Genomic DNA, 13,465 nt, shown 5'->3' with positions numbered 1-13,465 from the left:
TTCCCATGACAAGCGCAAGCAGGAAGGACACCGCGATGACGATCCAGACTTCGGAAGCGACGACCATGATCCGGCAGGCTATGAAGGCAGAGATGCTGGATGTGGAGACCGAACAGGCCCTTGCTCGGGCGTGGCGGGATGAACGAGATCACCAGGCACTGCACCGGTTGATCCGGGCCTATATGCGTCTGGCGGTTTCGATGGCCGGCAAGTTCAAGCGTGCCGGCGTGAGCCAAAGTGACCTGATACAAGAAGCGATGCTGGGCCTGATGAAGGCGGCGGATCGGTTTGATCCGGATCGCGGTGTGCGCTTTTCGACCTATGCGGTCTGGTGGATCAAGGCGGGCCTGCAGGATCACGTCATGCGGAACTGGTCAATTGTGCGGACGGGCTCGACAACCTCGCAAAAATCGCTGTTCTTCAACCTGAACCGGGTAAAGGCGCAGATCGAACGCGAAGCGATGGCACATGGCGAAGAGATGGACAGCTATCAGGTGGCGGAAAAGATCGCGTCTGAGATCGGTGTTTCGCTGAGTGATGCGCAGATGATGATGGGGCGGATGTCGGGGTCTGACATGTCGCTGAATGCGCGTCAGAGCCAGGAAGAGGAAGGCCGCGAGTGGCAGGATCTTCTTGAGGATGAAAATGCCGAAGGGGCCGAGGTGGTCGAGAAGCGCCGGTCGCAATCCTTCCTGCGCAAGGAGATTGTGGAGGCGATGAAAGACCTGAGCTTCCGCGAACGCTATATCCTGTCCGAACGCAGCCTTGCCGAGGCACCGCGCACCCTTGCCAGCCTTGGCGAGGAGATCGGGCTGTCTAAAGAGCGTGTTCGCCAGTTGGAGGCCGCGGCATTTCAGAAAATGCGCCGTACCCTTGAAGCGCGTGGTGTGGGGGTTCATGACTTGGTGTCATGAAGAGATTGATTCTGGCTCTGGCCCTGTGCGCCAGCCCCGCAATTGCCGAACAGATCGAGGTCGCAGACATTGCCGCCCTGCCGCCCGTTGATGTGTGGTTCCTTGGAGAGACGCACGACAACCCGTGGCATCACGAGACACAGGCCGAATTGGTGGCGGCGATAAAGCCGGGGGCCGTGGTGTTCGAAATGCTGACGGCGGATCAGATTGCCGCGCTTGAGGCGGCTTTGGCTGCGAATGCCGATCTTTTTACCGATAAGGCAGCGCTTGAGGCCGTGCTTGGGTGGAACCAGAGCGGGTGGCCGGATTTCGACATGTACTATCCGATCTTTCAGGCGGCGGGGGATGCGCGCATCTATGGGGCGCAGGTCTCGCGCGAAGATGTGCGCGCGGCGTTCGCGGGCGGTGATGTGGCCGCTGTGTTCGGTGAGGGCGCGGCGGATTTCGGGCTTTTGGAGGCGCTGCCGCCGGAGCAACAGGCAGAGCGGGAAGCCAAGCAGTTGGCCGCACATTGCAATGCGCTGCCGGAAGAGATGCTGCCCGCCATGGTGATGGGCCAGCGTCTGCGCGATGCGCGGCTTGCCCAGGTGGTGGAACAGGCTGGGCTGGATGGCCGCGAGCCGATCGTCGTGATCACCGGAAATGGCCATGCGCGCACCGATTGGGGCGCACCTGCGTTGGTGACGGATGTGTTGAGCCAGCGCAGTATTGCGCAGTTCGAGCAGGTTCCGGACGGGGATGTGCCGTTTGATTTCTGGGTGAAGACCCCCGAAGCCGAACGCGAAGACCCTTGTGCGGCCTTCGGGAAATCCTAGGTCTGCTTGTCTAAGTCCCACTCTGCGCATAAGTTCGGGGCGACCAATCTGAACGGGCGGCAAGATGCTGACAGACAAACGCATTCTACTGATCATCGGGGGCGGGATCGCTGCCTATAAATCGCTGGACCTGATCCGGCGTCTGCGCGAGCGCGGGGCATGGGTGACGCCGGTGCTGACCAACGCCGCGAGCGAATTCGTGACGCCGCTGTCGGTCTCGGCCCTGTCGGGCGAGAAGGTGTTTCGTGACCTGTTCGATCTGACCGACGAGGCCGAGATGGGGCATATCCAGCTGTCGCGTTCCGCCGACCTTGTGGTGGTTGCGCCGGGAACGGCGGATTTGCTTGGGAAGATGGCCAATGGGTTGGCCAATGATCTTGCCTCGACCCTGTTGATGGCGACGGACACGCCGGTTCTTGTGGCGCCTGCGATGAATGTGCGCATGTGGGAGCACCCGGCGACACGGCGCAATGTCTCGACGCTGCGGGGCGACGGGGTGATGTTCGTGGGGCCGAACGAGGGCGACATGGCCTGCGGCGAATACGGGCCGGGGCGGATGTCGGAACCTCTTGAAATCGTGGCAGCCATCGAGACGGCGCTGAAGGAGGGGCCGCTGACGGGGCGGCGCATCCTTGTGACCTCGGGGCCGACGCATGAGCCGATTGATCCGGTGCGTTACATCGCCAACCGCTCGAGCGGGGCGCAGGGCAGTGCGATTGCCCGCGCGCTGACGGTGATGGGGGCAGAGGTTGTCTTTGTGACCGGCCCTGCGGATGCGGAGCGCCCGGAAGGCGCGCATGTTGTCGAGGTTGAAACCGCGGCAGAGATGCTGGACGCCGTTAAGGCGGTGCTGCCGGTGGATGCAGCCATTTTCGCGGCGGCGGTGGCGGATTGGAAAGTGGCCAGTGCGTCGGACAGCAAGATCAAGAAACAGGCGGGCAAGCTGCCGTCGCTGGAGTTCTCGGAAAACCCTGACATTCTTGCCACCATCAGCCAGATGGGTGACGGGCGTCCGGGGCTGGTGGTGGGCTTTGCCGCCGAAACCGATGACGTGATCGACAATGCCACGGCCAAGCGGTTGCGCAAGGGCTGTGACTGGATCGTTGCCAATGATGTGAGCCCGGAGACGGGGATCATGGGCGGCAGTGAGAATGCCGTGACCCTGATTTCGGATGCAGGCGCCGAGCATTGGCCGCGTATGGGCAAAGATGAAGTGGCGCACCAATTGGCCGAGCGGATTGCCGCTGCGCTGAACTAGGGGTCTTGAACAACAGACGGGAAGGGATGCGCCGTGGTGCAGATCCGAATGACGTGGCTTGAGGATGTAGACCAGGACGTGGCCTTGCCCTCTTATGAAACCGCCGGGGCCGCGGGTGCGGATGTGCGCGCGAACTTTCCGGCGGATCAACGGGCCGGTGTTACCCTTGAACCGGGGATGCGTGCCCTGATCCCGACCGGACTTCGCGTCGAAATTCCAGAGGGTTACGAGATTCAGGTGCGGCCTCGGTCCGGGCTGGCGTTGAAACACGGGATCACCCTGCCCAATACGCCGGGCACCATCGACAGCGATTATCGCGGGCCGCTGGGTATCATCGTGATGAACGCGGGGCAGGAGGCCTTTCACATCGACCACGGCAGCCGGATTGCCCAGTTGGTGGTGGCCCCCGTGGTGCAGGGACAATTCGAGATGGCCGAGGACCTGAGCGAGACGGCGCGCGGGTCTGGCGGGTTCGGATCAACCGGGGTGCGCTGATGCTTTTGGTTTTTGTAATCGCCGCCGTTCTCTGGGGCATCGGGATGCTGATGGGCGCGCCGGTGCGGGCGCGGTGGACGATGATCGGCGTGCTCTGGGTGGCTGTTCTGGGCGCGCATCTGGCGTTGCCTGATGACAACCCGTTGCGCCTTGCGACCGGCGAGAGCCCGGTGCTCTGGGCCATGATCGGCGGTGCGGCTGTCTTGGTGGCGGCCTATCGGGCTGGTCTGAACTGGCTTCGGGCAAGGGCGCAGGCGCCGGACGAAGAGGTGTCGGACGCGCTGTTTTCCGAGACCGAACTGAACCGTTATGCGCGTCATATTGTGCTGCGGGAAGTGGGCGGTCTTGGTCAGAAAAAGATGAAGGATGCCAAGGTGTTGGTCGTGGGGGCGGGGGGTCTTGGCTCGCCCGCGCTATTGTACCTCGCGGCGGCGGGTGTTGGCACCATCGGCGTGGTTGACGATGACGTTGTCGACAATTCAAATCTGCAACGGCAGGTGATCCATCGCGATGACATGATCGGGACGGGGAAGGTGTTTTCGGCCGAGATGGCGATGAAGGCGCAGAACCCGTTTGTCGTGGTGAAGCCCTATAACCGCCGCCTGAGCCAAGAGGATGCGGCGCAGTTGGTGGCGGAATATGATCTTGTGCTGGACGGGACGGACAATTTCACCACGCGATACCTGGTGAATCAGGCCTGTGTGGCGGCGGGGGTTCCGTTGATTTCGGGGGCCTTGTCGCAATGGGAAGGACAGCTGAGCGTCTTCCATCCCGAAAGCGGAAGCCCCTGTTATCAGTGCGTTTTCCCCGAAGCGCCGGCGGCTGGCCTTGCACCAAGCTGTGCCGAGGCCGGGGTGATCGGGCCATTGCCGGGGGTGATTGGTACGATGATGGCCGTCGAGGCCGTGAAGGTGATCACCGGTGCGGGCGAAGCGCTGAAAGGCGAGATGCTGATCTATGACGCGCTTTATGGCGAGAGCCGGAAAATCACCCTGAAACGTCGTGATGACTGCCCCGTTTGCGGGGGCGAAAAGGGCGAAAAACCGGCGTAGGTATTACGTCGGTATTGCGGAGGTGCGCGCGCCGACCGTAGGACGGCCGGCGACACGTTGGGATTACAGGACCTGAGACAGGTCCGCGATCAGGTCTACCGCATCCTCGAGCCCGACCGACATCCGGAACACGCCATCGCCGGCATAGGCGCGGTAGCTTTCCAGTTGCGCCCCTTCCAGACGGAAGGAGGTGTCCATCAGGGCATCGGTGCCCATCCAGAAGATCAGGCTGCGATGGTGGCCCAGCGACACCGCATAGTGGATGGTCTGCAGTTTCTCGATCATCTGCTGGGCCAGCGCCTCGCCGGTTGCGGCGTCCCCCACCTGGAACGAGATCATGCCGGAGTAGTTGTCCATCTGGAGCTGGGCAAGGTCATGCTGGGGGTGGGATTTCAGGCCGGGATAGATGACTCGGGTCACGGAGGATTGCGCCTCGAGCCATTCGGCGACGGCTTGCGCCCCTTCGGCGTGGGCGCGCATCCGCAAAGGCAGGGTCGCCGCGCCGCGTGCGATCATCCATGCGTTGAAGGGCGACATGATCCCGCCGTGGTGGATGGCGGCTTCGGCGCGGATCTGGGCGATCAGCTCTGCCCGTCCGGCCACGGCACCGCCCACGGCATCGCCATGACCGCCGATGTACTTGGTGACCGAGTGCATGATGAGATCGACACCAAGGGCCGCGGTTTTCTGGCCAATCGGCGAGGCAAAGGTGGCATCGCAGGAGACCAGCGCGCCCGCGTCATGGGCAAGGCGGGCGACCGCGGCGAGATCGGTCAGGCGGCCAATCGGGTTTACCGGTGACTCGGTGTGAACAAGTTTGGTGTTGGGGCGGATGGCGGCGGCCACGGCGTTGAGATCGGACATATCGACCAGTGTGACCTCGATCCCCCATCGCGGCAGGGTATCGCGGGCCAGTTCCGCCACGCCTGCATAGGAGACGTCGGACATGACCGCGTGATCCCCCGCCGACAGGAAGGTAAAGAAGATGGCAGAGGCTGCCGCCATGCCCGATGCGGTACAGAGGCACGCATCGACGCCTTCCATCGCGGCGATCTTTTTCTCGAGCATGTCGACGGTGGGGTTGCCCCAGCGGGCATAGAGATAGGCGCTGTTGTCTTCTTCGAGATCATGTGCCGAAAAGCCCGCAACCTGATCTGTCACGAAGGTGGAGGACATGTGCAGGGCCGGGGCCGAGGCGCCGGTGGCCGTGTCGGGGGCTTCGCCTGCGTGGATGGCGGTGGTCATCGGGCCGCGCGGGCCGTTGCGGTGGGTCATGGAACTCTCCCTCGTTCGTTGCCGGCAGGGTGCGGGGCGATGCGGCGCAGTTCAAGCCAGAAAGCGACATGTGATGCGATCGGGCGTTGCGGATTTCGTTCGGCGGCTTAGGTTGTGTTCCAAAGGAGAAACCCGCATGACCAACCCGCTTTTGTCCGATTGGGACACCCCGTTTCAGCTTGCCCCTTTCGACCGCATTTCCGACGCGGATTTCGCGCCTGCCTTTGAAGAGGCGTTGAAGGCCCATAGCGCGGAAATCAAGGCGATTGCAGAGAGTGACGAGACCCCGAGCTTTGCCAATACGATCGAGGCGATGGAAGCGGCGGGCGGGGCACTGGACAAGGTTCTGTCGGTGTTCTTTTCGGTGGCCGGTGCGGACAGCAATCCGGATCGGGAGGCATTGCAACGTGAATTTTCCCCCAAGCTGGCGGCGCATTTCTCGGCGATTTCATCGAACAAGGCGCTTTTCCGACGCATTGCCCATGTCTGGGAGCATCGCGACGCGGCGGACCTCAGCGACGAGCAGGCGCGGGTTCTGATGTTGAGCCATCGCGGGTTCGTGCGTTCCGGCGCGGCGCTTGAAGGGGCAGACGGCGAGCGGATGACCGCGATCATGGGGCGGTTGGCCGAACTTGGCACGGGCTTTACCCAGAACCTTCTTGCGGATGAGCGCGAATGGTTCATGGAGCTTGAGGAAGGCGACCTTGAGGGATTGCCGGGCTTCGTGGTGGATGCGGCGCGGGCTGCGGGCGAGGAAAAGGGTGTTGCGGGGCCGGTTGTGACCCTGTCGCGCTCGATCATCACGCCGTTCCTGCAATTTTCGCCACGGCGCGACCTGCGCGAAAAGGCCTTTGCGGCATGGGCGGCGCGGGGTGCCAACGGTGGCGAGACCGACAACCGCGAGATTGCTGCGGAAATTCTGGCGTTGCGGGAAGAGCGGGCCAAGCTTTTGGGATATGGATCGTTTGCCGACTACAAGCTGGAAACCGAGATGGCCAAGACGCCCGATGCGGTGCGTGATCTGCTGATGGCGGTCTGGGCGCCTGCCAAGGCGCAGGCCGAGGCGGATGCGGCGGTGTTGACCGAGTTGATGCATGCCGACGGCGTGAATGGCGATCTGGAAGCCTGGGACTGGCGTTACTATGCCGAGAAGCGGCGCAAGGCCGAGCATGATCTGGATGAGGCGGCGCTGAAGCCCTACCTGCAACTGGAGCGGATGATCGAGGCCTCGTTTGCCTGTGCCAACCGCTTGTTCGGACTGGAGTTCACGCCGCTGGACGTGCCGCTTTATCACCCCGATTGCCGGGCCTGGGAGGTGACCCGTAATGGCGCGCATGTCGCGGTCTTTATCGGCGATTACTTTGCGCGTGGATCGAAACGGTCTGGCGCGTGGTGTTCGGCGATGCGGGGGCAGGCGAAGTTCCCGGAGGTGCAGGCGCCAGTGGTGATCAACGTCTGCAACTTTGCCAAGGGCGATCCGGCGCTGTTGTCTTATGACGATGCCCGCACCCTGTTCCACGAGTTTGGCCATGCGCTGCACCAGATGCTGTCGAACGTGACCTATGAAAGCGTTTCCGGCACTTCGGTGGCGCGCGACTTTGTGGAATTGCCGTCACAGCTTTACGAGCATTGGCTGGAGGTGCCGGAGGTTCTGGCCGAGTTTGCCACCCATGCCGACACGGGCGAGGCGATGCCGGAAGCGATGTTGCAGAAGGTTCTGGGCGCGGCGAATTTCGACATGGGGTTCCAGACGGTGGAATACGTGGCCTCGGCGCTGGTGGACCTTGCCTTTCACGAGGGGGCGGCCCCGGCAGATCCGATGGCGAAACAGGCCGAGGTTCTCGAGGGGATCGGCCTGCCGAAGGCGATCATCATGCGCCACGCCACGCCGCATTTCGCGCATGTGTTTTCGGGCGACGGCTATAGTTCGGGGTATTACAGCTATATGTGGTCGGAGGTGATGGATGCGGATGCGTTCGAGGCCTTTGAAGAGGCGGGCAGCGCCTTTGATGGCGAGACGGCCCGCGCGCTGGAGGCCAATATCCTGTCGACGGGTGGTTCGGTCGAGGCGGATGAATTGTACCGGCGTTTCCGGGGACGTCTGCCGGGGGTCGAGGCGCTTTTGAAGGGGCGCGGACTGGCGGCCTAGAGGGGCGTTGCCCCTCTGGCCCCTGTCGGGGCCATTCACCCCAGGGTATTTGGACCAAGAAGAAGGCAGGACGCCATGCCCGGTTGTCGGGCGTGGCCTTTGCGGGGTGGATCAGAGATCAAAGTCGTCGATGGTGATCTGGCGGGGGGTGATGCCTTCCAGTGTGATTTCGATGCCTTCGTGTGAAATTTGGGTGCCGCCGCCACCGGTTTGCGAGATGGTGACGCGGTCGGCAAAATTTTCAGCCGTCAGGCCAGAGATGTCGATCAGGTCGATACCGTCATCGAAGTCTTTCCAAAGCACGTTGCTGGTGCGAAGGGGGGCGTCGGGGTCGAAGGGGTTGATGGGGTAGGTGTAGAGGTCGATGGTGTCGGCGCCGGCACCGCCGTAGACCGTGTCCTGTCCTCCGTCGGTGGCGGGTCCGGGCTGGATGCGGTCATCGCCGTCGCCCCCGATCACCAGATCGTCTCCGATGGCGCCGAAGATGCGGTCATCCCCGTCTCCGCCAAGCAGGGTGTCATTGCCAAAGCCGCCAGTCAGCCAGTCGTTGCCGTCGTTGCCAATCAGAAGATCGTCACCGTCCTTGCCAAAGAGGTCGTCAAAGCCGCTGGTGCCGACAATCTTGTCGTCAAAGACATCGGTGCCGACAACTTTGCCGCCCCAGGCGTTGATCTCGTTGAATGTGGGGGTATTGAAGATGAAGTCGTCGCTGCTGATCGAGGTCGGATCAATGCCGCGCAGGATGATCTTGCTTTCGCCGAAGGTGACCACGGTCTTGGTGGCGATGCCGAAACCTGTTTCGATGCGGACCAGAGTGTCAAAGACCTCTCGTGGGATATCCAGGGCGATTTTATCTTCGCCGGTGGTGAAATCCTTCCAGATTGTCACGCCTTTTTGCCCTGCAACGGCGAGCGTGTCCGCGCCGTCGCCCGTCACCAGGATGTCACGACCGGCACTGTGCAGGATAAAATCATCGCCACCGCCGGATTTAAGGCGGTCATTGCCGTCTCCGCCGTCGAGTGTATCCGCGCCTGCGCCCCCATAGAGGGTGTCGTTTCCGAGACCGCCGGAAAGCAGGTCGTCTCCGGCCCTGGCACCTAGGATGTCGGCCAGTTCTGTGCCTGAAAGCGTATCCGCGTTTCGGTTTCCGGTAATTCTTGTCATTATGGCTCCAGTATCATTTTGATTTTAAACGGTTTTTGAAAATTTGGCAGAATCATTCGCCGTGTCGGTGCGATCGCACAATCGCTCGGAAATGTGGCGCAAGAAGGGCGTTCGGAGCGGTGTTTTGCCGTTCGGCAGAACTTTGGAATTCTGCGCGGGTAGCACGCTTCCGACGGGTGGATCAGCGCAAGGTGAAGGAGTTGTGATTTGCCCGCGAGCGGGTGGATGCCGCATCAATGGAGGGTGACGAGCCATTTTGCGCGTTGCGATGTTTTCCGTCTACGAAAGGGCCGATCATGAAAATCGTAGGTTCCAGTTTTTCCCGCTGTCTGCTGGCCGTGACTGCTGTCTCATTCTTCCTGGGCGCTCCGGTTAAGGCACAAGAGGCGGACGGGGTGACGGATTATGCGATTGCGCAGTTCGGCGCGCCGCCCGTCGTTCTGGAGGGTCCTTTGCCGGATGCGCTGGAGGCGGCGGTGCAGGTGGCCTTTGTCGAAAGTGTCACCCGTGGCGGATGGGGAGAGGCGCAGAACGTGGCCCTTGCGGAGATCGCGGTCTCGGGCGATGCGCGGCTTGCGTGGATGGTGGCGGATCTGTTGCGCTTTGTCTCGAGCCCGGAGCTGGCCTCGGCGCTGGGGGTGGCGGCTGCGCAGCTGCTGGAGGTTGATCCGCCGCGACAGAACGAGTGGGGTGTGATCACCGACTATCTGATTGCCTGGGACATTCCGGCACCGCCCGGATACCTTGACGTCAAGCGCACGATCTTTACCGCCATTGTGCCCGGCTGGGAGCGGATTTTCGTGGAAGGTGATATCGACTGGCGGCAGGTGTCCTGGGGCGGTGTTCTGATTGATGATCGCCCTTTCGATACGACCGACGAGTCCTGCAACTGTATTCCCGCGGCCGATAATCCGGAGGTGATCGCGGCGGCGGAGGCCAGCTGGCTTGACGAGGGAGACGTGGTGTTCGGGGTTGAGGTGAACGGCGAATACCGTGCCTATCCGCGCCAGATCATGGAAGTGCGGGAGATGGTGAACGACACCCTTGGCGGACGGTCGATCGGGATGCCCTATTGCACGCTTTGCGGCGCGGCGCAGGCCTATTTCACGGACCAGTTGCCGGACGGGATCGAACGGCCGGTTTTGCGGACGTCGGGGCTTTTGATCCGGTCGAACAAGGTGATGTACGACGTGAACAGCTATTCGGTGTTCGATACCTTCCTTGGCAAGGCGGTCACCGGGCCGTTGGCCGAAAGGGGCGTGCAGCTGGAGCAGGCGACCGTGGTCACGACGACCTGGGGCGCGTGGAAAGCGGCGCATCCCGAAACCACCGTTCTTGTCGAGGCGCTGGCGCTGGGGCGGGATTTCGATTTCCGCAACGGACGGGATGCCAACGGGCCGATTTTCCCCGTGGGCGATGTCGACCCGCGGCTGCCGGTGCATGAGGATGTGATTGGCGTTGTGACGGCGTCGGGCCTGCCGGTGGCCTTTCAGCGCAGTGCGGCCATTGCGGCGCTGACGCGGGGCGAGGAGATCGGCGTGGAGAACGTGCGGCTCAGGATGGATGCTGGCGGGGTGCGGGCCGTGGATGCGGACGGTGGCGACCTTGGCAGCCATCAGGCGTTCTGGTTTGCATGGTCGCAGTTCCATCCGGGCACCGCGCTTTGGCCGCAGTGATCTTTAGAACCGAAGCGGGCTGAAGGCAGCGGTCAGGCCCATCCCGCCGCCGATGCCGATCATCGCCATGGCAAGGGCGGTGTCGTGGCTGGGCTGTCTTATCAGCTGCGTGAACAGGCGGGTGGCGAGGATCGCGCCGGAGGCCCCGAACGGGTGGCCGAGGGCGATGGCGCCGCCTTGCTGATTGGGAAGGTCTGCGGGCAGGTCAAGCTGGTCGAGGGAGGCCAGCACCTGCGCGGCGAAGGCCTCGTTGAATTCCAGATGTGTGAGCGCGTCGAGCGTGATGTCGGGGCGGCGGTGCAGCAGTTTGCGGGTCGAGGCGACGGGGCCGATGCCGAGAAGGTTGGGATCGACCCCGGCCGTTGCGGCGTCAAGGAAGGCGAGGCCACGGGACAGGCCTGCCGCACGGGCGTGTTCGGCTGAGGTGATGACAAGGGCGCTGGCCCCGTCGTTCAGGGGGCAGGCGTTGGCCACGGTCACCGAGCCGTCCTTGCCGAAGGCGGGGCGCAGGCGGGCGATGCGGGGAAGGGTGAGATCGTCGCGCGGGCATTCATCGGTGATGCAGCCCTCGATGGGGACGATTTCGGCATCGAAGGCGCCGCTGGTCTGGGCGGCTTTGGCGCGGGCGTGGGATTGCAGGGCAAAGGCGTCCTGCCGCTCTCTTGAGATGTCATAGGCGCGCGCTACGTTGTCGGCGGCGGTGCCCATGTCGGGGTCGCCGATCTCGTCAGGGGAAAAGCGGGCGCGGGTGTAGAATGTGGGATCGCTGCCATCGCGGCCGGGCAGGGCGCGCAGGGGTTTACGGCTCTGGCTTTCGACACCGCCTGCGACAAAGACCTCTCCGGCACCGGCCTGTATCAGGCGGCAGGCGTGGATGACGGCTTCGAGGCCCGCGCCGCACTGGCGATCGGTGGTGACGCCGGGCACGGTGATATCTCCCCAGGCGGTGAGAGCGGAGAGGCGGGCGACATTGCCACCGGGGCCAGCCGCGTTGCCAAGGATCACATCGTCGATGTCAGAGGGGGAAAACGGGGTGTCGGCAAGGGCGGCCTGCAGGACCGGGGCGGCCAGATCCTGAACGTCGAGATCCCGGAACATCCCGCCGGCGCGTCCGATGGCGCTGCGGCGGGCGGCGATGATGACCGGTTGGCGATCAGGCGGTAACAGCTGCAAGGCGGGCATCCTTTGTCTCGGCCCAGGTCAGCAGCGCGGCGCGGTCGGCCTTGCCGCTGCTGGTGAGGGGCCATGCCTCTACCCGATAGAACCGGCGGGGCAGTTTGTAGCGGGGCAGGCGGATGGCCAGCTGCGACTTGATCTCGGCCAGCGGCACTGCGCCGCCGACGATGGCGATGATCTCCTGCCCGCGCGAGGGGTGGGACTGGCCAAGGACCACGGCCCCCTCGACGCCGGGGATTTCGGCCAGCGCGGTTTCGATTTCCTGTGGGTAGACGTTGTGGCCCGAGGTGATCACCATGCCGCCCTCGCGCCCTAGGAGCGAGAGGCTGCCGTCATTGTTCAGCCTGCCGATGTCGCCCACCGTGGCCCAGGGGCCCTCGCGGCGAAAGCCGCTGTTGCGCCCGCCCCAGAGGTAGCCGTCGATGGCGAGATCGCCGCGCACGAAGATGGTTCCGGGGCTGCCCTGTGGCACTTCCTGACCATTCTGGCGGATCGAAAGCGAGACGTGCGGGAAGGGACGTCCGACGCTGTTGGCGGGGGCCGAGGAGCTTAGAAGACCATGGGTGTTGAGGCTGACGAAACCGAGTTCGGAGGCGCCGTAGTATTCGTGGATGCGTGCGTTCGGAAAGGTGGTGCGGGCCTTGCCAAGGATGGTGGTGTCGAGCTTGGCCCCTGCGGTGGTGATTTCGCGGATGTGCTCTTGCGCACTGCCATGCGAGATGGCGCTGAGGAGGGTGGGGACGGCAACGATCCGTCGGGCCGCGCTCAGGGCGCGGTGGGCGGCGGCGGGTTCAAAGTGGGTCAGGCCGTGGAAGGCCGCGCCAAGGTCGAGGGTTTCGGCAAAGGCGTAGAGCGTGATGCCATGTGCCAGCGGGCCGGGCGCGAAAGTGTGGGTCTGATCGGTCAGGGCAAAGGCTTCGCGGCTGGCGTCCAGCGAGATGCGCCAGGACTGGCGGGAGCGGGCAAAAGCCTTGGGTTGTGACGTGGTGCCGGAGGTAAAGCCGACGAGGAAGGTATCGGATGGCACGGTCCAGGGGATGTCGGCGGGGGCTGCGAGGAAGGCGTCGAAATCACTGGTGTCCACGCGGACGGCGGGAATGCCGAGGTGATCGGCGGCGGCCAAGAGGGTGGTTTGCGTCGACAGGCAGAAGATGACGTCGGGGGGCAGCTTGGCCAGTGTCTGCTGATGCAGGGCGTCTGGCCAGTGCGGATCCAGCAGTTGCACCGCATGCGGGGTGGCCAGCGCCGCGGCCAGCAGGGTTGCGGCGGAAGGGTGGTTGCCAGCGGCAAAGGCAAAGAGGCGGGCGTCTTCGGGGAGCAGCACATCCGCGCGGGGATGTCTGGGCAGTGCCACAAGCGCGCCGTGCAGGCGCGCGATGTTGTGGTGCAACTCACCGTAGGTCAGGGGGCTGCCGGAAATGGATACCGCCAGCGCGTCGGGGCGCTGGCGGGCATGAATGGCTATCGCGTTGCAAAGGGGCAATGCGTCTC

The 13,465-nt window shown here is 63.6% G+C and carries 11 protein-coding genes; 7 read left to right on the top strand and 4 right to left on the bottom strand.

The annotated features are described in order from the left end of the window. Positions 1-35: 35 nt before the first annotated feature. The 5 genes from NNA36_RS00950 (at position 36) to NNA36_RS00930 (ending at position 4,534) form a co-directional block, all read left to right on the top strand. Entirely contained in the window at positions 36-914 is an 879-nt protein-coding gene (locus NNA36_RS00950) for an RNA polymerase factor sigma-32 (protein WP_255103397.1), read from the top strand. Beyond that, a complete protein-coding gene (locus tag NNA36_RS00945) occupies positions 911-1,729 on the top strand; it encodes a ChaN family lipoprotein (protein ID WP_255103395.1) in 819 nt (272 codons plus the stop codon). Before NNA36_RS00950 ends, NNA36_RS00945 begins: the two co-directional genes overlap by 4 nt. A 64-nt stretch (positions 1,730-1,793) precedes the next feature. Continuing rightward, positions 1,794-2,987 (top strand): bifunctional phosphopantothenoylcysteine decarboxylase/phosphopantothenate--cysteine ligase CoaBC, encoded by a 1,194-nt coding sequence (gene coaBC, locus NNA36_RS00940; RefSeq protein WP_255103393.1) that lies wholly within the window; start codon positions 1,794-1,796, stop codon positions 2,985-2,987. Positions 2,988-3,035: 48 nt separating this feature from the next. Continuing rightward, positions 3,036-3,482: a dUTP diphosphatase gene (dut, locus tag NNA36_RS00935; protein ID WP_255103391.1), complete on the top strand. Its 447-nt coding sequence runs from the start codon at positions 3,036-3,038 to the stop codon at positions 3,480-3,482. Next, positions 3,482-4,534 carry a molybdopterin-synthase adenylyltransferase MoeB gene (locus NNA36_RS00930; protein WP_255103389.1) on the top strand — a complete coding sequence of 351 codons (1,053 nt, stop codon included), beginning with the start codon at positions 3,482-3,484 and terminating at the stop codon, positions 4,532-4,534. The genes dut and NNA36_RS00930 overlap by 1 nt, the downstream gene beginning before the upstream one ends. A 63-nt stretch (positions 4,535-4,597) precedes the next feature. Here NNA36_RS00930 and NNA36_RS00925 read toward each other — a convergent pair whose 3' ends face one another. Next, entirely contained in the window at positions 4,598-5,809 is a 1,212-nt protein-coding gene (locus tag NNA36_RS00925) for a PLP-dependent aspartate aminotransferase family protein (RefSeq protein WP_255103387.1), read from the bottom strand. Between the two features lie 136 nt (positions 5,810-5,945). Between NNA36_RS00925 and NNA36_RS00920 the strand changes: the two genes are divergently transcribed. Beyond that, positions 5,946-7,958 (top strand): M3 family metallopeptidase, encoded by a 2,013-nt coding sequence (locus tag NNA36_RS00920; protein ID WP_255103385.1) that lies wholly within the window; start codon positions 5,946-5,948, stop codon positions 7,956-7,958. 111 nt (positions 7,959-8,069) lie between these two features. On the opposite strand, the gene NNA36_RS00915 is transcribed toward NNA36_RS00920, so the two are convergent. Beyond that, a complete protein-coding gene (locus NNA36_RS00915; RefSeq protein ID WP_255103383.1) occupies positions 8,070-9,122 on the bottom strand; it encodes a calcium-binding protein in 1,053 nt (350 codons plus the stop codon). 296 nt (positions 9,123-9,418) lie between these two features. On the opposite strand from NNA36_RS00915, the gene NNA36_RS00910 reads away from it, so the two are divergent. Next, complete coding sequence (locus NNA36_RS00910) at positions 9,419-10,798, top strand: DUF3179 domain-containing (seleno)protein (protein WP_255103381.1); 1,380 nt, start codon at positions 9,419-9,421, stop codon at positions 10,796-10,798. Positions 10,799-10,801: 3 nt separating this feature from the next. Here the strand turns inward: NNA36_RS00910 and NNA36_RS00905 are convergent, their stop codons facing one another. Both NNA36_RS00905 and NNA36_RS00900 read right to left on the bottom strand, forming a co-directional pair. Next, positions 10,802-11,971 carry a thiolase family protein gene (locus tag NNA36_RS00905; RefSeq protein WP_255103379.1) on the bottom strand — a complete coding sequence of 390 codons (1,170 nt, stop codon included), beginning with the start codon at positions 11,969-11,971 and terminating at the stop codon, positions 10,802-10,804. After that, entirely contained in the window at positions 11,952-13,457 is a 1,506-nt protein-coding gene (locus NNA36_RS00900; protein WP_255103376.1) for an AMP-binding protein, read from the bottom strand. The genes NNA36_RS00905 and NNA36_RS00900 overlap by 20 nt, the downstream gene beginning before the upstream one ends. Positions 13,458-13,465 lie beyond the last annotated feature (8 nt).

Origin of the sequence: Shimia sp. CNT1-13L.2 (genome assembly GCF_024331145.1) — a bacterium.
Classification (GTDB): Bacteria; Pseudomonadota; Alphaproteobacteria; order Rhodobacterales; family Rhodobacteraceae; genus Shimia.
Note: the sequence above shows the minus strand (reverse complement) of the source record. Positions and strands in the feature narration are given on the sequence as shown.